This is a genomic window from Mycobacterium sp. SMC-13, from assembly GCF_045311035.1.
Taxonomy (GTDB): Bacteria; Actinomycetota; Actinomycetes; order Mycobacteriales; family Mycobacteriaceae; genus Mycobacterium.
This window is the reverse complement of the sequence record NZ_JBJIAI010000047.1, coordinates 1-17291: the sequence shown is the minus strand read 5'-3', so window position 1 is coordinate 17291 and position 17291 is coordinate 1. Positions and strand designations below refer to the sequence as shown.

The 17291-nt window shown below is 66.0% G+C and carries 18 protein-coding genes and 1 riboswitch; of the genes, 7 read left to right on the top strand and 11 right to left on the bottom strand.

What is annotated here, in order from left to right; all coding sequences use genetic code 11:
• Positions 1–60 precede the first annotated feature (60 nt).
• Positions 61–567: a TetR/AcrR family transcriptional regulator gene (locus ACJH6I_RS30645; RefSeq protein WP_406785139.1), complete on the bottom strand. Its 507-nt coding sequence runs from the start codon at positions 565–567 to the stop codon at positions 61–63.
• Positions 568–792: 225 nt separating this feature from the next.
• Here ACJH6I_RS30645 and ACJH6I_RS30640 point away from each other — a divergent pair, with 225 nt between their 5' ends.
• Both ACJH6I_RS30640 and ACJH6I_RS30635 read left to right on the top strand, forming a co-directional pair.
• Entirely contained in the window at positions 793–1224 is a 432-nt protein-coding gene (locus tag ACJH6I_RS30640; RefSeq protein WP_234785345.1) for an MmpS family transport accessory protein, read from the top strand.
• Complete coding sequence (locus ACJH6I_RS30635) at positions 1221–4097, top strand: RND family transporter (RefSeq protein ID WP_406785138.1); 2877 nt, start codon at positions 1221–1223, stop codon at positions 4095–4097. The genes ACJH6I_RS30640 and ACJH6I_RS30635 overlap by 4 nt, the downstream gene beginning before the upstream one ends.
• On the opposite strand, the gene ACJH6I_RS30630 is transcribed toward ACJH6I_RS30635, so the two are convergent.
• Complete coding sequence (locus tag ACJH6I_RS30630; RefSeq protein ID WP_406785137.1) at positions 4084–5685, bottom strand: FAD-binding protein; 1602 nt, start codon at positions 5683–5685, stop codon at positions 4084–4086. The genes ACJH6I_RS30635 and ACJH6I_RS30630 overlap by 14 nt on opposite strands.
• 120 nt (positions 5686–5805) lie before the next feature.
• Between ACJH6I_RS30630 and ACJH6I_RS30625 the strand changes: the two genes are divergently transcribed.
• Both ACJH6I_RS30625 and ACJH6I_RS30620 read left to right on the top strand, forming a co-directional pair.
• Positions 5806–6405, top strand: coding sequence for a TetR/AcrR family transcriptional regulator (locus tag ACJH6I_RS30625; protein ID WP_406785136.1), 600 nt, complete (start codon positions 5806–5808; stop codon positions 6403–6405).
• A gap of 174 nt (positions 6406–6579) precedes the next feature.
• Entirely contained in the window at positions 6580–7080 is a 501-nt protein-coding gene (locus ACJH6I_RS30620) for a hypothetical protein (RefSeq protein ID WP_406785135.1), read from the top strand.
• Between the two features lie 61 nt (positions 7081–7141).
• On the opposite strand, the gene ACJH6I_RS30615 is transcribed toward ACJH6I_RS30620, so the two are convergent.
• The 3 genes from ACJH6I_RS30615 to ACJH6I_RS30605 all read right to left on the bottom strand — a co-directional run bounded on the left by ACJH6I_RS30615 (position 7142) and on the right by ACJH6I_RS30605 (position 8598).
• A complete protein-coding gene (locus ACJH6I_RS30615; RefSeq protein WP_406785134.1) occupies positions 7142–7438 on the bottom strand; it encodes a DUF1330 domain-containing protein in 297 nt (98 codons plus the stop codon).
• Between the two features lie 94 nt (positions 7439–7532).
• Positions 7533–8096 carry a hypothetical protein gene (locus ACJH6I_RS30610; protein ID WP_406785133.1) on the bottom strand — a complete coding sequence of 188 codons (564 nt, stop codon included), beginning with the start codon at positions 8094–8096 and terminating at the stop codon, positions 7533–7535.
• 10 nt (positions 8097–8106) lie between these two features.
• Positions 8107–8598: a universal stress protein gene (locus tag ACJH6I_RS30605; protein WP_406785132.1), complete on the bottom strand. Its 492-nt coding sequence runs from the start codon at positions 8596–8598 to the stop codon at positions 8107–8109.
• A 232-nt stretch (positions 8599–8830) separates the two neighbouring features.
• Between ACJH6I_RS30605 and ACJH6I_RS30600 the strand changes: the two genes are divergently transcribed.
• Positions 8831–9484, top strand: a complete 654-nt coding sequence (locus tag ACJH6I_RS30600) for a VC0807 family protein (RefSeq protein ID WP_406785131.1) — start codon at positions 8831–8833, stop codon at positions 9482–9484.
• Here ACJH6I_RS30600 and ACJH6I_RS30595 read toward each other — a convergent pair.
• The 5 genes from ACJH6I_RS30595 to gcvT form a co-directional block, all read right to left on the bottom strand.
• The gene (locus tag ACJH6I_RS30595; protein WP_406785130.1) at positions 9462–10310 is read right to left on the bottom strand and encodes a sugar phosphate isomerase/epimerase family protein; all 849 of its coding nucleotides are present in this window, start codon (positions 10308–10310) and stop codon (positions 9462–9464) included. The two genes, ACJH6I_RS30600 and ACJH6I_RS30595, sit on opposite strands and share 23 nt — an antisense overlap.
• Positions 10307–11311, bottom strand: coding sequence for a Gfo/Idh/MocA family protein (locus tag ACJH6I_RS30590; RefSeq protein WP_406774568.1), 1005 nt, complete (start codon positions 11309–11311; stop codon positions 10307–10309). The genes ACJH6I_RS30595 and ACJH6I_RS30590 overlap by 4 nt, the downstream gene beginning before the upstream one ends.
• Positions 11305–12681 (bottom strand): L-serine ammonia-lyase, encoded by a 1377-nt coding sequence (locus tag ACJH6I_RS30585; RefSeq protein WP_406774567.1) that lies wholly within the window; start codon positions 12679–12681, stop codon positions 11305–11307. Before ACJH6I_RS30585 ends, ACJH6I_RS30590 begins: the two co-directional genes overlap by 7 nt.
• Before the next feature lie 118 nt (positions 12682–12799).
• Complete coding sequence (gcvH, locus tag ACJH6I_RS30580; RefSeq protein WP_406774566.1) at positions 12800–13198, bottom strand: glycine cleavage system protein GcvH; 399 nt, start codon at positions 13196–13198, stop codon at positions 12800–12802.
• Positions 13199–13229: 31 nt separating this feature from the next.
• Positions 13230–14378 carry a glycine cleavage system aminomethyltransferase GcvT gene (gene gcvT / locus ACJH6I_RS30575; RefSeq protein ID WP_406774565.1) on the bottom strand — a complete coding sequence of 383 codons (1149 nt, stop codon included), beginning with the start codon at positions 14376–14378 and terminating at the stop codon, positions 13230–13232.
• Positions 14379–14531: 153 nt separating this feature from the next.
• A riboswitch (glycine riboswitch) is annotated at positions 14532–14622 on the bottom strand.
• A 111-nt stretch (positions 14623–14733) separates the two neighbouring features.
• Between gcvT and ACJH6I_RS30570 the strand changes: the two genes are divergently transcribed.
• Positions 14734–15513, top strand: coding sequence for a DKNYY domain-containing protein (locus ACJH6I_RS30570; RefSeq protein ID WP_406774564.1), 780 nt, complete (start codon positions 14734–14736; stop codon positions 15511–15513).
• A gap of 83 nt (positions 15514–15596) precedes the next feature.
• Entirely contained in the window at positions 15597–15965 is a 369-nt protein-coding gene (locus ACJH6I_RS30565; protein WP_406774563.1) for a hypothetical protein, read from the top strand.
• Positions 15966–15974: 9 nt separating this feature from the next.
• On the opposite strand, the gene ACJH6I_RS30560 is transcribed toward ACJH6I_RS30565, so the two are convergent.
• Positions 15975–17291, bottom strand: a 1317-nt coding sequence (locus ACJH6I_RS30560; protein WP_406785129.1) for a DUF222 domain-containing protein, incomplete at its 5' end; no start/stop codon positions are given.

Genomic DNA, 17291 nt, shown 5'->3' with positions numbered 1-17291 from the left:
TCATTTTCGAGAGACCTCGACCTCTATCCCGGCAACGACGCGCCAACCACCTCTACACCCTCATCTGTGAAGAGCCAGATAACCCGGCAGCAGATCGAATATCTCCTCATTGATCGCCGCCGCGTCGATCTCGCCGCGTTCGACGGCGTCGGCGAGCACTCCGTCCAGCACCAACTTGCGCTGCAGGACGAACTTCTCCTGCATCACCGCCTGCAGACCCGGGCTGTGCGACATCTCGTTCAGCACCGCCCGCATGGTCGGCGTGTGTTCGCGCGCCTGTTCGCAGGTGGCCCGTCCGATCTCCAGCAGGTCGCCGCGCAGCGAGCCGGTGCGGGGTGGCACGGCGGATTGCCGGGTGCCCTCGATGAACGCAGCCTGCACCAGGTCCGCCTTCGACGGCCAGCGCCGGTACATCGTCGCCTTGCTCGCTTTGGCCTTGGTCGCCACGGCTTCCACACTCAACCGGTCGTAGCCGTGCTCCCGTAACAGTTCGAGTGTGATGGCCAGAAGTTCGGCTTCCCGCTCACTCCATGGGCAGCCGGAGCTCGCGGGCATGTCCTCTGACATCGCCGTGCCCCTTTCTGCCGCACTCACCCAAGATGGAATACCAGAGATACACCGTGGCGTTGCACTTCGTTGCGGCAATGTGCGCAGGCTTTTGCTCATATGTCAATCCGGTTGCGATCGCACGTACGGTACCGTACCGTTCTGCTTTACGGGACGATTTGACGAGGTTGCTGCGGCTGCTCGTCAACGGGGGCGTCGAAAGGCTGTGGCTTGAGCAAGTTTTCGGTGAGCAAGTTGGCGCGCCGGCAGTGGATCGCCATCGTGGTGATCGTGGTGATCGCTCTGGTCGCGTTCAGTGTCGACCGATTGCGGGGCATCTTCGGTTCCGACAACGAGATATCGCGGCCCGGATCAGAAGCCCTGGAGAACACCGGCTACAACCCGAAACGGGTGTTGTTCGAAGTGTTCGGTTCACCAGGATCCACAGCCACGATCAATTTTCTGGACATCAATGCACAGCCGCAGCGCGTCGAGAACGTCACCCTGCCGTGGTCGCAGGCCCTGACCACCGACGATCCGACGATGTACGCCGACCTCCGCGCGCAGGGTGATGGCAGCACCATCGGCTGTCGCATCACCGTCAACGGCATCGTCAAGGACGAAAGGTCCACGAACCACGTGAACGGTTACATCGCCTGCTTGGACAAGACGGCATGAGCGAGCATCGCAGCGACGCCGCCGTCGAGGGTGCCCTGCCGGCACGGCTCATCCGCAAGTTCGCACTGCCGATCCTGCTGATCTGGATCGCCATCGCCGGCGTTTCCAATACCATCTCGCCGCAGCTCGAAGTGGTCGGCTGGGAGCGCTCGGTCGGGCAGAACGCACCCGATGCGCCCGGCATTCTCGCGATGCGGCACATCGGCGAGGTCTTCCACGAATTCGATTCCGACAGTGCGGCAATGCTCGTGATCGAGGGCGACAAGCCGCTCGGTCCGGAAGCCCACAACTACTACGACGGCTTGGTCAAGCGCCTCCAGGCCGACAAAGAGCACGTCGAGCACGTCCAGGACTTCTGGGGTGACCCGCTCACCGCCGGCGGTTCCCAGAGCAAGGACGGCAAGGCGGCACTGACGCAGCTGTATCTGCGCGGTAACCAGGGCGAAGCGATGTCGAACATCTCCGTCGACGCCGTCCGCAAGATCGTCGCCGACGATCCGCCGCCACCCGGTATTCGTGCGTACATCACCGGTGCTTCCCCGCTGGTGACCGACAACTTCGAAGTCGGCAGCGCGGGCACCAACGAGGTCACCGGCGTCACCTTCCTGGTCATCGGCATCATGCTGCTGTTCGTCTACCGCTCACTGGTGTCGATGCTCATCGTCCTGCTGACCGTCGCCATCGAACTCGCGGCGGCCCGTGGCGTCGTGGCGGTCCTCGCGCACGCCGGCGTCATCGGTCTGTCCACCTACGCGACAAACCTGCTGACCCTCCTCGCCATCGCCGCCGGTACCGACTACGCGATCTTCGTCGTCGGCCGCTACCAGGAGGCGCGCGGCAAGGGCATGGACCGAATCTCGGCCTACCACGACATGTGGCATGGCACGGTCCATGTGATGGTCGGCTCCGGACTGACCATCGCCGGCGCCGTGGCGTGCATGCAGTTCACGCGACTCCCCTACTTCCAGACCCTCGGCATTCCCGCCGCCCTCGGCGTGCTCGTGACGTTGGCCGCTGCGCTGACGTTGGGGCCGGCGGTGTTGTTGATCGCCACCCGGTTCGGGCTACTGGAACCCAAGGTCGCCCAACGGGCACGGGGCTGGCGCCGCATCGGCACCGCCATCGTGCGCTGGCCCGGCCCGATCCTGGTGGTGACCGGCGCGATCGCGCTCATCGGTGTGTTCGCGCTGCCCGGCTTCGAGGTGAGCTACGACAGCCGTCCATACATCCCTGCCAGCGCACCCGGTGTCGTCGGCATGGAAGCCGCCGAACGGCACTTCACCGAGGCACGCATCAACCCCGAGCTGGTGATGATCGAAGCCGATCACGACATGCGCAACCCGGCGGACATGCTGATCCTCGAGCGCGCCGCCAAGGCCGTGCTCCACACACCGGGAATCGCTCTGGTGCAATCGATTACGCGGCCGCTGGGTACGCCGATCACCCACAGCTCCATCCCGTTCCAGATCAGCGCCTCGAGTGCCAGCCAGATCATGAACCTGGGCTACCAGAAGGACCGGGCCAACGATCTGCTCAAGCAGGCGGGCGAGATCGACAACACCATCAGCGTGCTCAAGCAACAGCTGTCGTTGCAGAAGCAGAGCGCCGAGGCGACGCACGACCAGGTCGAGGCGTTCCACGACACCGTCACAACGGTCAATGATCTGCGGAACAAACTCGCCGATTTCGACGACCAGTTCCGTCCGTTGCGCAACTACTTCTACTGGGAACCGCACTGCTTCGACATCCCGATGTGCGCGGCACTGCGGTCCGTGTTCGACTCGCTGGACGGCATCGCCGATCTCTCTGACAAGTTCGGCAACATCACGGCCAGCCTCGACAAGTTGGACGCCCTGCAGCCGCAGCTGGTGGCGCTGATCCCACCACAGATCGCCATCCAGGAGCGCAATCGCGAACTGACGCTGTCGAATTACGCGACCACCGGTGGCACCAACGCCCAGAGCGATGAAGCCCTGAAGAACGCCACTGCCATGGGCAAGGCCTTCGACGACGCCAAGAACGACGACACGTTCTACCTGCCGCCCGAGGCCTTCGACAACGCCGACTTCAAACGCGGGCTCAAGCTGTTCCTGTCGCCCGACGGCAAGGCGGCGCGAATGATCGTGACGCACCAGGGCAATCCCGCCAACCCCGAGGCCATCCCGCACATCAACGCGATCAAGGACGCGGTGTTCGATGCCCTCAAGGCGACACCCATGTCGGACGCCAAGATCTACATCGCCGGTATCGGCTCCACCAACAAGGACATCCAAGAGGGCACCAAGTACGACCTGTTGATCTCCGCGCTGGCGGCAGTCGCGCTCATCCTGCTGATCATGGTGATCGTGACCCGCAGCATCGTGGCCGCGGCCGTCATCGTCGGCACCGTCGTGCTGTCGCTGGGCGCATCGATCGGATTGTCGGTTCTGGTGTGGCAGTACATCTTCGGCATTCATCTGTACTGGGTCGTGGTGCCGCTCGCGATCATCCTGTTGTTGGCCGTCGGCGCGGACTACAACCTGCTGCTGGTGTCCCGGTTCAAAGAAGAGATGCATGCAGGACTCAACACCGGAATCATCCGGTCGATGGGCGGCACCGGCAGCGTCGTCACCGCAGCCGGTCTGGTGTTCTCGGCGACCATGGCGGCGTTCATCTTCAGCCCCCTCGTGGGCCTGGGGCAGATCGGTACGACCATCGGCCTGGGCCTGCTGTTCGACACGTTGGTGGTGCGATCGTTCATGACACCGTCGATCGCCGCACTGCTGGGCAAGTGGTTCTGGTGGCCGCAGATCGTGCGCCAGCGTCCGGTGCCCGCCGAGTGGCCGTCGCCGCGGAAGTTCGACGACGACGACCTGTCGCTCAGCGAGCGCTGACCGAACCGCACTGGACGGCGTGCTGCGCGGCACGCCGTCCGGAGTACACACAGTCGGCGAGCGACAGCCCGCTCACGTAGGAGTTGGCACAGATGCCGACAGCTGTGCGTCCCGCCGCGAAGAGGCCGTCGATCGGTTGTCCCTCAACGGTTTTCACGGCACCGGTGTCTTCGTCGACGATGAGGCCGCCGAGGGTGAACATCGGGCACGGATTGATGAGGCTCCGCTTGATCGAGATCGCGATCAGCGAGTACGGACCCCGTTCGATGGGGTGGACATATTCGGCCGGCTTGCCCATCGGATCAGGGCGCCCCGCTGCCGCGGCCTCGTTATGCTCAGCGACTGTCCGGCACAGTCCGCCCGGGTCGACGCCCGCCTTGGCGGCGACAGCTTCGATGGTGGCCGCCTCCACGCGATCGGTCCGCAGCATCGCCTCCATCTGCAGGCGCTGAAACCAGATCGCCTGCTGCGGGAGCTGTTTGCGCGCCTGCTCGAGCAGCGACCGGTCGGCCAGAATCCAGCCCCGTCCGTTGTGGCCCTGCACCATCGCGTTGCCGATGGCTGCGCCGTAACGGGTTTCGTCGATGAAGCGGTGCCCGCGTTCGTCGACGACAAGCCCGCCCAGCATCGCACTGGGCGGCGTGATGAACCGCCACGCGGACACGTTGTCCAGCCGATCCACGGCCGCGCCGACATCGACAGCCAACTGCATGCCGCTGCCGTCGTCCGCGCTGGTGCCGAGTTGCAGGCCATCGCGATAGTCCGGAGCGTGCTGCTGGATCAACTCACGATTGGCGATATATCCACCGGCGCAGAGGATTACACCCTTACGGGCACGGATGTCGACCGTTCGGGCGAAGCGGCGTTCGAGTGCGGCCAGCAGCCGGTCCATCGCCGCGCGCAGCGGCGGGTAGTAGATACCGGGCTTCACGGACAGCGCGGCGTATGTCGCGTAGCGTCGCTGCACCCACGCCGGCGCCTGCGCCAGGGTGCTGGTGCGGACACCCACGACCCGGCCTGCGGCATCGGTCAGAAGGGAATCGGCTCGCGTGTGGAACATCGTGCGTACACCCGCCCGGCGCGCTGACGCCGCCAGCGGCTGATAGATCTTTTTACCCGACGCGCCCGGACCCTTGGCCCGGTGGCCGCGCTGCACCGGCGGCGTGATCGCGCGGAAGTGGCCGGAGTTCTCACTGCCCGAGTAGTAGAGGTAGTACTTGTTGTTGGGATACGACGTCTTGTAGGGACACACCGAGGCCTCGAACGGCACGCCGTGTGCGGTGAGCCAGTCGATCATTGCGGGACTGCCGTCGACGAACCGCCGCAGTGTTTCCGGCCGCACCGAGTCACCGACCTCAGCGTGCAGGTATTCGTACATGGCATCGGCGCTGTCGGTGATGCCTGCCTGGCGCTGGACCCACGTGCCACCGCCGGCGTAGATGATCCCGCCCGACACCTGCGTGGCGCCGCCGCCGTTGAAGCGATCGATGGCGAGGACGTCGGCTCCCTGCGCACGCGCTTCGAGCGCAGCGCACACCCCAGCGGCTCCGTAGCCGACCACAACGACGTCTGCGGTGACGCTGCTCATGGTGATCCCTTCCGACACATCTAGAACTGACGGTTTAGACTCTGAGTACAACATATCAGTTTGGATGCCGGTTTCACGGTCGCCGGATTCCGTTGGTCGACCCCTCGTACACTTCGACTCGTGGTTGAACAGACGGGACGCGCGGTGCCCGCGGCGGTGGCGAGCAAGCTCTATGCCGCGGCCGACCTGATCGCCACCAAGGGCCTGGAAAACACAAAGATCGAAGAGATCGCCGCCGCGTCCGGCGTTCCCAAGGCCACGCTGTACTACTACTTCACCGGCAAGGACGACATCCTCGGCTTTCTGCTGCGGGATTCACTGGGCGACCTGGCGCGTGACGTTGCCGCGGCCGCCGATTCCACGGGAAGCGGGCGGGAACGGCTCATCGCCGTCATTACCGCGCAGGTCGCACACACCATGGATCGGCCAGGGACCAGCATGGCGTTGGTCGGCGACCTGGGCCGCGCCATCCGACTTCCCGACCTCGCTTCGGCGGTCCAGCATGCGTTCTACGAACCCATTGCCCGCGTGCTCGAGGCCGGCGCCGCGGACGGCACCTTGAAGCGCGTCGCGGATCCGCACACCGATGCTGTCAGCATTTTCGGTGCGGTCATGATGACAGCGCTGTTGCACAACGCCCTGAGTTCACAACGGACGCAACGCGACGTCGCCGGCGACGTGATCGACTTCGTCCTGAACGGTGTTGCCCCGGCGCGCTAGTCACGCCGCAAGCGCCGGCATCGTGCCGTGGGTGGCGATCGATACCTACCCCGGGAGTAGGAAGTCTTCGCCCGATCTCCAACCAGAGCACGATCCGGGCTGACCACTGACCTTCATAGGCTGTTGAACACGTAGTGCACCAATCTATTTCACGCACGAGCAAGAAGGTTCACAGTGAACACAGCAGCGACCGCGCGGGCCGCAATCACGCGAGCCGTGGCCATCTCGGCAGCAATGAGCGCGACCCTGACGATGGTGGCCACGTCGGCGTCGGCATCGCCGGCCCATCGAATGTTCCTGCTCGCCAACATGCACACGTGCGACTTTCAGCTTGTGACAACCCAATTGGGTCGCGCAAGCGCAAAACCCTTCGCCGAGATCACCTCGGACGGGCGCATCGCGGTGGCCCATATCGACTTGACGAACGGCGCCGACGACGCGCGGTACGTGGTGCGGGTGATCCCGGCACCCCACGCCGTGCTGGGCTGCCTGTCCGGTGACCGCGGCATCACCACGGGAACGCTCGTCACCGACGCCTTCGGCAGCGGCAGCATCACGCTGCAGGCGCCCATCCCGGCCGGCGCCACCGGCATGTGGCTGGCCGTGGACCTACCGTCTGCGCATTCGCAAGTCCCGGAGGAGTTCTACAGCAGCAACTACATCGCGCCGGTCTGATCAGGTCGAACCATCGCGCGTGACAACGACTTTCATCGTAGGCGCTGCCAGGCATTCCGCCCTATGGCGCGCCGATTCCCTTCACGAGCAGGACGACGGCGTCGGACCCGGCCCGTCGGTCGACCGAGATTTCCTGGTACTCAGGCGAATCCGCCCATTCACGGAACGACGGTTCGTCGGGAAACGACATCAGCACGACCTTCTCGCGGTCCCAGTCACCTTCGATGACCACGGGTGCCTCGTCGGCGGCGAGGATGGTTCCCGCGTACTTCGCGAACACACCCATGAATCGGCTCTGATACCTGTCATAGGCGGGTCGGTCCGTAAAGCGAAGCTGGGCAATGGCATACACCGTCATGGCGTGAAACTACCCGACGTCGGCGCGGTCAGTGTCGAGAACCACCGCGATACTGCACCATGCGTTCAGCACGGCAGGGCCGGGGCGCCGGCGGTCAGACTCCGGTCCACGCGCTGGCTATGCGCTTGCCGATGTCGACGACCTTCGCCTGCTGCGCTTCGGGCGCGTCGATCCGGCGGCCGACCTGCTTGGCGATGACGCGTTTGATCTCCGAGTCGACATCGGCCACGATCCGCAGGAGCTCGCCCCGCAGCGTCTGGGACGTCACGTTGACGGTGATGTCTTTGCGGTGCGGTTTCGGGATATCGATGATCAACAGCAGCGGTTCGGCGGCGCGCGCGGTGGCGATCAGCGCGATCTCACCCGTCACCTCGAACCGGGAGCGGTCCACGCGCAGGTCGATGAGCAGATCGATGTCCAGCGGAATGCGAACGTCGAACGCGATCATGTCGCCGTCTCTGCGTGTCACCTGTGGTTGCTCGATGCTGACCCGCGCCGTCACCCGCGCGATCCCGGCCGGCCCGGCGGGAAACGGCCCGAGCTCGAAGGTGTCGCCGGCCATCGTGCCGAAGCCCTCGGCAACACGGTCGGCGGTGACCGCGACCTCGAAGAACCTTCGGCCGAACTCCTCGTAGGTGGCGTAGTCGTGCGTCGACATGGGCACCAGGTCAGTCGACGGTGTGCACGATCAAGATGTCGATCTTGGCCTTGCGCGCAACATCGGCAGGCACCGAGCCCAACAGGCGGCCCGCTGCCGTATTCAGTCCGACATCGCCGACGACGATCAGGTCGGCGTCGACGTCTCGCGCCAACGTGGTCAGCGCCTCGACGGGCGCACCGATCACCGACCGCTCCACGACATGCTGTGCGCCCGCACCACGCGCGAGTTCGGCTGCGTCGCGGAGGATTTCGTACACGTGCGCGTCACCGTGCACCCGGTATCCGGCGTCGCGCCCGAGTACGTCCTCCGCACGGCGATCACTGGCCTTTTCAGGTGCGGCCGCCCGTGCCCAGCTGCCTTTTTCGACTTCGTGGAAATGGGCCGTCGCAATCACCAGTTTCGCGCCCTGCTGAGCGGCGAACGTCGCGGCGTGCTCGACGGCCTTCATCGACGAGTCTGAGCCGTCAGTTCCGACGAGGACGGTCCGGTAGGTGCCCATGGCTGTCTCCTTACGGGAGTGACGTCGTGACGACACTAACGCGAACAGGCCGGTTGACGTGGGCTTTTGAGTGCATCGCGGGTAGGCACTGTCGAGGTCTCCCCCGATCGGTGGACATCGATTTCCTCCCCCACGTCGGCCGGTCGCCGGACAGACCCGCGGCGGCCCGAGCGAGACGCTGTAGGCATCGCTGAACCGCGAAGCCACCGACTCGTCCGGGAAGGACACCACCATGACCGCCATGTCGATCGACACCATCGGACCGGAGCCGGTCGACCGCCCGGACGCCGCGCGATCCGCTGCCAAACGCCGCGTGATCATTCGGACCGTTCTCGAGATCGGGAGCCCGTTGGTCGCCTTCTACGGCCTCCGCGCCACCGGGCATTCCGAGTACTTCGCGTTGTTGGCCGCGACGGTGGTCGCCGGTATCCCGGTGGCATACGGGCTCGTGAAAGCACGTCAGCTCGATCCGTATTCCGGGTATCTCATGTTGATGTTCGGCCTGACCCTGGCGGTCGCACTGGTCACCACCGACCCCCGGCTCGTGCTGGCCGGGCAGACGCTCGTCGGCGGCGTGGCGGCGGCGGTGTTCCTGGCGAGCTGCCTGCTCGGAAAGCCCATGACACACTTCGTCGCGGCCCGCTTCATGCCGGCTGCCACGGCGCACACCCCGACCACCGCGCTGCACGCGTTGCACATCCGGCTGAGTGCCGTGGTCGGCATCGGCCTGTTGATTCAGGTCGCCATCCTGCTCGGCATCATCTTCACGTTCCCGTTCGACGTCGCCAATGGCTTGGTCAACGTGGTCGGTTCGGTCGTCGTTCTGGTCCTCGGCGCGGTGGTGGCTCTCATGGTCCGCCGTTTCAAGCAGACCCTCGCCGGCTGAGCTGACGCCGCCGCAACAGACCCTGCGCCGCTTCGACGCAGGGTCTGAGCCGCTCTGCCGGACCGATGCCGGCGAGCGCCGGCGCGCGTTGCGGGACTTCCAGGCCGATGACGACGTCGTCGGGAAGCGCCGCAAGGATTTCCAGCAGCGGCAGCTCGCCCTCCCCCGGCACCATGCGTTCGAACATGGCCTCTTCTGCATAGTTGTCGGTCCGCGGCGTGAGCGTGGTGTCACAGAGTTGGGCGTAACCGATCTGGTCGGGAGCGATCGCCGAGATCTCGTCGGCGCCCGAACCCGAGCGCACCAGGTGCATGGTGTCGACGAGGAGCCGGACATCGGGCCGCGAGACCTGTTGGAGCACAGCCAGTGCCGTCGACAGATCGCCGATCGTCAGGCCCGGCACGGGTTCGACGACAGTCTCGATCTGCCGCTCGGCCGCGTGCTCCGCCAGCGTGCCCACCTGATCACAGGTGCGGTCGAGATCCGGGTCGAGGCTGACCACATTGATGCGCGGCACCCCCAGCTCGGCCATCAGGTCAAGATCCATTGCGAATGACCGCATGTCGGCGCCGGGCAGCACCAGGAATCCATCACCCAGCGAGATGCTGACGCCGCGGTGATGCATGGCGGCCAGCAGGTCAGCCCGCAGCCGGCTGTCGTCCATGAGCGCGAACGGCGGATAGCCCAGTGGCAGCACGGCGAGGTTCCGGAGGAAGACCGTGATGTACCGACACCCGAGATCCGCGGCCAGTTCGACGAATTCGACCGGCGGCAGGCCGAACACGCTCAGCGCCTCGATACCGAGCCGATCCGCAGGCGGTGTCATGCGGGCTGCCGCACCGGAAGGCCGGCCGCCCGGTAGACGGCATCGATGACGGTCATGTTCTCGACCGCATCCTGCGGAGTCGTCTTGACCGGTTCACCGCGCAGTACCGCACCGGCGAAGGCGTCCAGCTGATAGCTGTAGGACGCTCGTCGTGAAAATCGTTCCACGCGTTTGCCGTTCGTGCTGCGGACCGCGAGGCGGTGGTACAGCTGGGGCAGCACGGGATTGACGACCCGCAGCTCGCCGTGCTCCCCGATGACCCGCGCGCTCATCGCGAGCAGGCTCGTCGACCACATACTGCAGCGCACGCGGCCGGTATGCCCTGCGGGATAACGCAATTCGGCGGTCATCGCGCGATCGACCTGCCCGTCACGGAGTTTCGCCTGCGCCGACACGACCTCGGGAGTTCCGCCGCCGAAGATGCGCGCCATGTGGATGGCGTAGCACCCGCCGTCCATCGTCGCGCCACCGGCGAGCGCGTAGTTGTACCGGATGTCGGAGAACTTGGGCAGCGGAAAGCACATCGCCGTCTCTACGTGCTGCAGCTTCCCCAGCTCGCCGGAGGCGATGATCTCCTCGACGCGCAGGGCCAGCGGATGATAGCGGTAGTGGAACGCCTCCATCACCACGCGGTCCGATGCCGCCGCCCGCTGTGCAATGTCCGTCGCCTCAGTTGCATTGGCGGTGAACGGCTTTTCGCAGAGCACATGCTTACCGGCGTCGAGGGCGGCCCGGATCCACCTGCCGTGCAGACCATTCGGCAGCGGGATGTACACCGCGTCCACCTCGGGATCCGCGATCAGCGCGTCGTAACTCCCATATGCGGTACCGATGCCGTGACGCGCGGCGAACTGGTCGGCCCGCGCGGTGTCACGTGCGGCCACCGCCGCCACGACGACATCGCTGCGGCCCCTCGCCGGTTTGATGAGCGCCAGCGGCCCGATCCGCGCGGCGCCCAGGATGCCGATGCGCACCGGCGGGGCCGTGATGTCGTTCAGCATTCGACGACATTAACGGTGACGGCGAGGCCACCGGTCGAGGTTTCCTTGTATTTGGAGCTCATGTCCATGCCGGTCGCGCGCATCGTCTCGATGACCTGGTCAAGGCTGACCCGGTGGGTGCCGTCACCGCGCAGTGCCATGCGAGCGGCATTGATGGCCTTGCCCGCCGAGATGGCGTTGCGTTCGATGCACGGGATTTGCACGAGACCTCCGATCGGATCGCAGGTCAGGCCCAGGCTGTGCTCCATCGCGATCTCGGCGGCGTTTTCGACCTGTTGGGGTGTGCCACCGAGGATTTCGGCGAGGCCACCGGCAGCCATCGATGCCGCCGATCCGACCTCACCCTGGCAGCCGACCTCTGCACCCGAGATCGATGCACGTTCCTTGTACAGGGAGCCGATGGCGCCGGCAGTCAGGAGGAAGCGGACGGTGACGTCGTCGGGATCGGCCTTGCCCGCCGCGGTGTAGTGCAGCGCGTAGTACAGCACCGCCGGAATGATGCCGGCGGCACCGTTGGTCGGTGCGGTGACGATGCGACCACCCGAGGCGTTCTCCTCGTTCACCGCCAGTGCCACCAGGTTCACCCAGTCCTCGGCGAAGGCCGGGTCGCGCCCGGCGTCTTCGGCGCTCAGTCGGACGAACCAGTCCTTGGCCCGCCGGCGGACCATCAACTTGCCGGGCAGGTAGCCGTCGCGGGACATGCCGTTGGTCGCACACGCGAGCATCACATCGCGGATGTGTAGCAGCTGTCGACGCACCTCGGTTTCGGTGCGCGTCGTCGACTCCTGGCTCATCATCACCGCGCTGATGGGGATGCGCTCGCGGTCGGTGAGCGCCAGAAGTTCTGCCGCCGACGTGAAAGTGTCCGCATCTCTGCCACATTCGGGTGGCTGCGCCAAGTCGTCTTCGGTGACGACGAAGCCACCCCCGACAGAAAAATACGTCTCGCCGAAGAGCACTTCGCCGTCGGCCGAACGGGCAGTGATCGTCATCGCGTTGGGATGACGGTCGAGCTGCTGCGCCGGGTGCAGGGCGATGTCAGATTCGGCGAGAGGGAGCTCGATCCGGCCGCCCAGCCGGACCGTACCGGTGGCCCTGATGGCCGCCAGCCGCCGTTCCATCTCGTCGGTCTCGATGGTCTCGGGACGGCAGCCCTCCAGTCCGAGCAGGATGGCGGGCATCGTGCCGTGGCCGCCGCCGGTGGCCGCCAGCGATCCGTACAGATCGATTCGAACATCGACGACGTCGTCGATCGTCTTGCGGGCGATGAGTTCGTCGACGAACATGCCGGCCGCCCGCATCGGGCCGACGGTGTGTGAACTCGACGGCCCGATCCCGACGGAAAACAGGTCGAACACGCTGATCGCCATTACAACTCCGGGTAGAGCGGGAACTGTTCGGCCAGGGTACGCACCTGCGGGTCGAGATGTCCGGAATCGGCTGCACCGTTGGCGAGCGGAGCGGCCGCGACGACCGAGATGCTCATGGCTACTCCTCGTTACGTGCGGCGTAATCGGCTGCGGTGAGCAGGTTTCCGGCCGCGGTCGGCTGTACCTCGAAGAGCCAACCGGCATCGTAGGGGTCGGCGGTGATGATGCTGGGATCGTCGACCGCGGCGCTGTTGACCGCAGTGACCGTGCCGCTCACCGGCGGGTACAGCTCCGACACGGTCTTGGTCGATTCGACCTCGCCACAGGTCTCGCCGGCGGTGATGGCGGACCCGACTTCGGGCAGGTCGACGTACACCAGATCACCGAGGGCCGCGGCCGCGACCGCGGTGATGCCGACCCGCACCGGGGCGTCGGGAAGGGCGGCGCCGGGCGCGATGAGTACCCATTCGTGCTCCTCGCTGTAGCTGCGATCGTCGGGGATGACGTTGGTGGCCATGGTGGTCCTTCCTGAAGTGGTCGTCTCGTATTCAGGGGCGACGGTAGAACGGCGCCGGGGTGACTTCGAACGGCTCTTTTCGCCCTCGGACGTCGACCTGCACCCTGGTGCCGGGTTCCGCCAGCGCGGCGTCGAGATAGGCCAGCGCGACGGGGTATCCCAGGGTCGGCGACAGCGTGCCCGAGGTCACGGTGCCCACCGCCTCGTCGTCGTGATGGATGGTGTACCCGGACCGCGCGGCGCGTCGGGTATCGCCCTTCAGTCCGACCAGCACCCGCTGGCCGTTCTGCGCAGAAAGTTGTTGCAGCGCATCACGTCCCACGAAGTCCTTGCCCAGGCGCACCACCTTGCCGAGGCCTGCCTGGTAAGGGTTGATGTCCGCGGTGAGCTCGTGCCCGTAGAGCGCCATGCCGGCCTCCAGCCGTAGCGTGTCGCGGCAGGCGAGACCCGCGGGTACGCCGCCGGCCTCGGAGGTGGCTGCGAGCAGCGCTCCCCACAGTGCCACAGCCTGACCGTTGGGCACGTAGAGCTCGAAGCCGTCTTCGCCGGTGTAGCCGGTGCGCGCGAGCAGCACGTCGATGCCGGCCACCTGAGCATCGATCACCGCGTAGTACGGGAGCTCGGCAACGGCGGCTCTCCGGCGGTGCGGCACCAGCGAGCTGACGATGGCCTCGGACGCCGGCCCCTGCACCGCGATCAGTGCGGTCGCCAGTGACTGGTCATCGACAACCGCGTCGAATTGCGCTGCGCGCCTGACCAGTTTGCGAGCCACGGTCGGCGCGTTGGCCGCATTGGCGACGACCAGGAAGGCGTCAGTGCCCAGCCGGTACACCACCAGGTCATCGATGACACCGCCATCGGCGTCGCACATCAACGAGTATTTGGCCCGCCCCACACCAATCTTGGAAGCCTCACCGACCAGCGCGAAGTCCAGCGCTGCCGCCGCTTCCGGTCCCGTGACCGCGACCTCACCCATGTGCGACAGGTCGAACAGGCCCGCCGCCTCGCGTACCGCCCGGTGCTCTGCGAGTTCACTGCCGTACTTGAGTGGCATTTCCCACCCGGCGAAGTCGGTGAAACTAGCTGCCAGGGCCCGGTGTTCGGCCAACAGCGGAGATGCCGGACCAGTGCGGTCACGAAAGCTGTTGTGGTTCTTACCAATTATTGTACGGACAGACATGAGGTGACTCCGGTTCGCGGGGCGTCGACTGCTCGACGCGTCGTTGGGTAGCACCTCCCCGCTCTGTCCTGAAACCTGAGAGTTTTGACGCGTAAGCGCCGTTCACCTTCGGTAAGCGCGGATCTGTTGATCCGCACTGTTCTCCAGAGTTGCCTCGACGCTGCGGTATTTGGGCCTGAGAGATTCCCGGGGAGGACTTGCTCCTACGGCGCCCCGTTTCCGGGGGTTCTCCCACAGCGCGTTGTCGGCGTATTGAGTTGTCTGCGGCAATCGTAGCCTGTCATCTCGATAGATAGATGCACGGCCCGCGTCTTTGTGCGAACGTCTAATCCTGGGATCGACAGGAGGTGGGCAGGTGCGTCGATGGGTTACCGCGCTGGCTGTCTCGGCAGTGCTCCTGGCGCCTGCGTGTAGCCCGAAGGTCGTCGGCGGCTACTACGTCGACGATGGCAAGGTGTACTGGACGGGCGGCATCGACTCGTCACCTCGCGAAGTCGCCGGCGCGGACGCCGGCTCCTTCCACAAGCTCTCCAGCGGCTACGCGCGGGACAAGGCGCGCGCCTACTACCGGGGGGCTCAGATCGGCGGTGCGGATGTCACCACGTTCGACTGGCTGAATTACGGCTGGGCCAAGGACCGCAACCACATCTGGGCCGGCACCCTGCCCCTCAGCGGCGACCCCGACCACTTCGAGACGATCAACAGCGATCTCGCGAAGGACAGCGGTGCCGTCTACTGCAAGGACCGCGAGATTTCGGACGACCCCGCGCACTTCGAGATCCTGCGCTTCACCCCCGACGACCGAAACCTGGACTACACCAAAGATATTCACGCGGTGTACTACCGATGCGAAGCGATCCCCGGGGCGGACGCGGCGACCTTCCGCCGACTCAACGACAGCGTTTTCAACTACGCCGTCGACAATCAGCGGGCCTACTACCAAGACCGGGTCATCGCCGGCGCCGATCCGCACACCTTCCGGGTCCTGTACGACACCGCCAATGAGGGCTGCGCCGCCGACGCCCAGCGCGCGTATCGCTGGGACACCGTCATCCCGGATGTCGATCCGCAAAAGTTCCCACCCGGCAAGTCCGTGACGGGATGCGACGGGACGCAGGTTACGTTCGGTCCATGACAGCTGACCATGGAGAACCGCGCCGACCGAGCCGGTTCCTCGTCATCGGAGCGGCGTGCGTTCTTGCGGGGGCGCTACTGGCGATGATCGCCATGAAGACACACGGGTTCGGCCTCGTCCGCCCCGAGCCGCGTCTCGCGCAAGACGTGGCCCGCGACAGATGCCAAGCCGACGTGCGCAAGCAATTGGCATCGCCCGATTCGGCTCAGCTTTCCGACGTGCGCTCGGTTGCCGGCACGCTGGAGACGGATGGGCAGGACATGTTTCCGCTGATGACCGACGAACCACTGAAAGGCGTTGACCACAGCCGCATCACCGTGTGGAACGTGTCGGGAATGGTCGACGCCAAGGCCGAAGCCGGCGGCACGATTCGTGATCCTTTCACCTGCCGCGCCTACTTCGTCGACGGCAACTTGGCCGACACCTTGGTTCTGTTCGACCACGCACACTAGCCATCTGCCTCAGTGCGGCGGCGGGATGTCTTGCTGCTCTGCTGATTCAGCGGCCGCGGCTTCTGCGGCTTCGCGTTCTTGGCGTTCTTTGCGCCGGCGGGCGAAGGCTTCTTGGGCGGCTTCGCGTTCGTCGATGTCGGCTTGGTTGAGGGCGCGTTCGTAGGCGATCTGCTGGGCCTGGTTCTGGGCGCGGGTGCGGCGCCGGATGGGCATCATGACACCCCGGCCGGCAGCCGCGGTGGTGTCCAGATCGGTTCCCTCTGGTGGTGGGTTCGGCAGCGGGGTGTCGGTGACCGTGCGGGGAAACAGGATTCGACTTTCGGGCACGCTGATGTAGGTGTGGCCGGTGGGTGCGGTCCACACAATCGTCCCGTCAGGCTGTTGACGGTCCTGCCACCCATCCGGCCCGCCGTAAAACGTTTTCAGCAGGTGGTGTTTGCGGCACTTCGGGCTCAGGTTGCCCGGATGCGTCGGCCCGACCGGCCACGCAATCGTATGGTCCACATCGCAGGCGGTGGCAGGCTGATCACAGCCCGGGAACATGCACGTCATGGCCCGCACCCGCACGAACTCATCCATCGCCGCCGACGGCCGGTACCGCGGCACCTCAGCCAGATCGGCGGCCGAGGCGACCGTGCGCACTTTCGCACCGCGGGCCACCAGATCCGCCAGCACCGCCGGGGGCACCACACCGCCGCCGAGGACATAACCGACCGGTGTGCGCACCGGAGCCGGGGGCTTGGTGGAAGTCGGAGCGGAAGCCGGGACCGGCGGGTGCGCCGCATGAGCTTCAGGGGTGGGCGCCGACTCAGCCGCCGGAGCAGGTGTATGCGCGGGTCTGCTGGCCGGCACTGGCGTGGACGTGCTGTCGCCGGCCCGTTCGACCCCAGCAGGAGTCAGGGTTTGGGCAGACCGCGAATCGGCCGCCGGTGCAGGCGCGGGCATCGGCGCCACGTCATCCGCCGGCGCGGGCTCAGGCTCAGGTTCGGGTGTGAACACCGGCTCAGGTGCAGGCTGGTTTGGCGCCGGGGTCAGCGGCGCGGCCGGATCCCCGTGCAGCAGCGGATCCGCCACCGGCGTCGGCAGCTGATCGGTGAGCACATGAATCATCACCGCCGCCGCCCGGGCATCAGGCCCAGCGGCCGGGCAATCCGGATTGCCGCACTGGCACGCCAGCCGATCCCCACGGGCCGCCAACACCCCCAACGCGTCAGCCCGCCGCTGCCCGAACGTCCGCGGATCGTCCTCGCACACCTGCCGGGCCATCTCGTCCAGCACCCGATCCAACAACTCCGCATCGGTGGCCAACAGCGCACCCCAGATCGA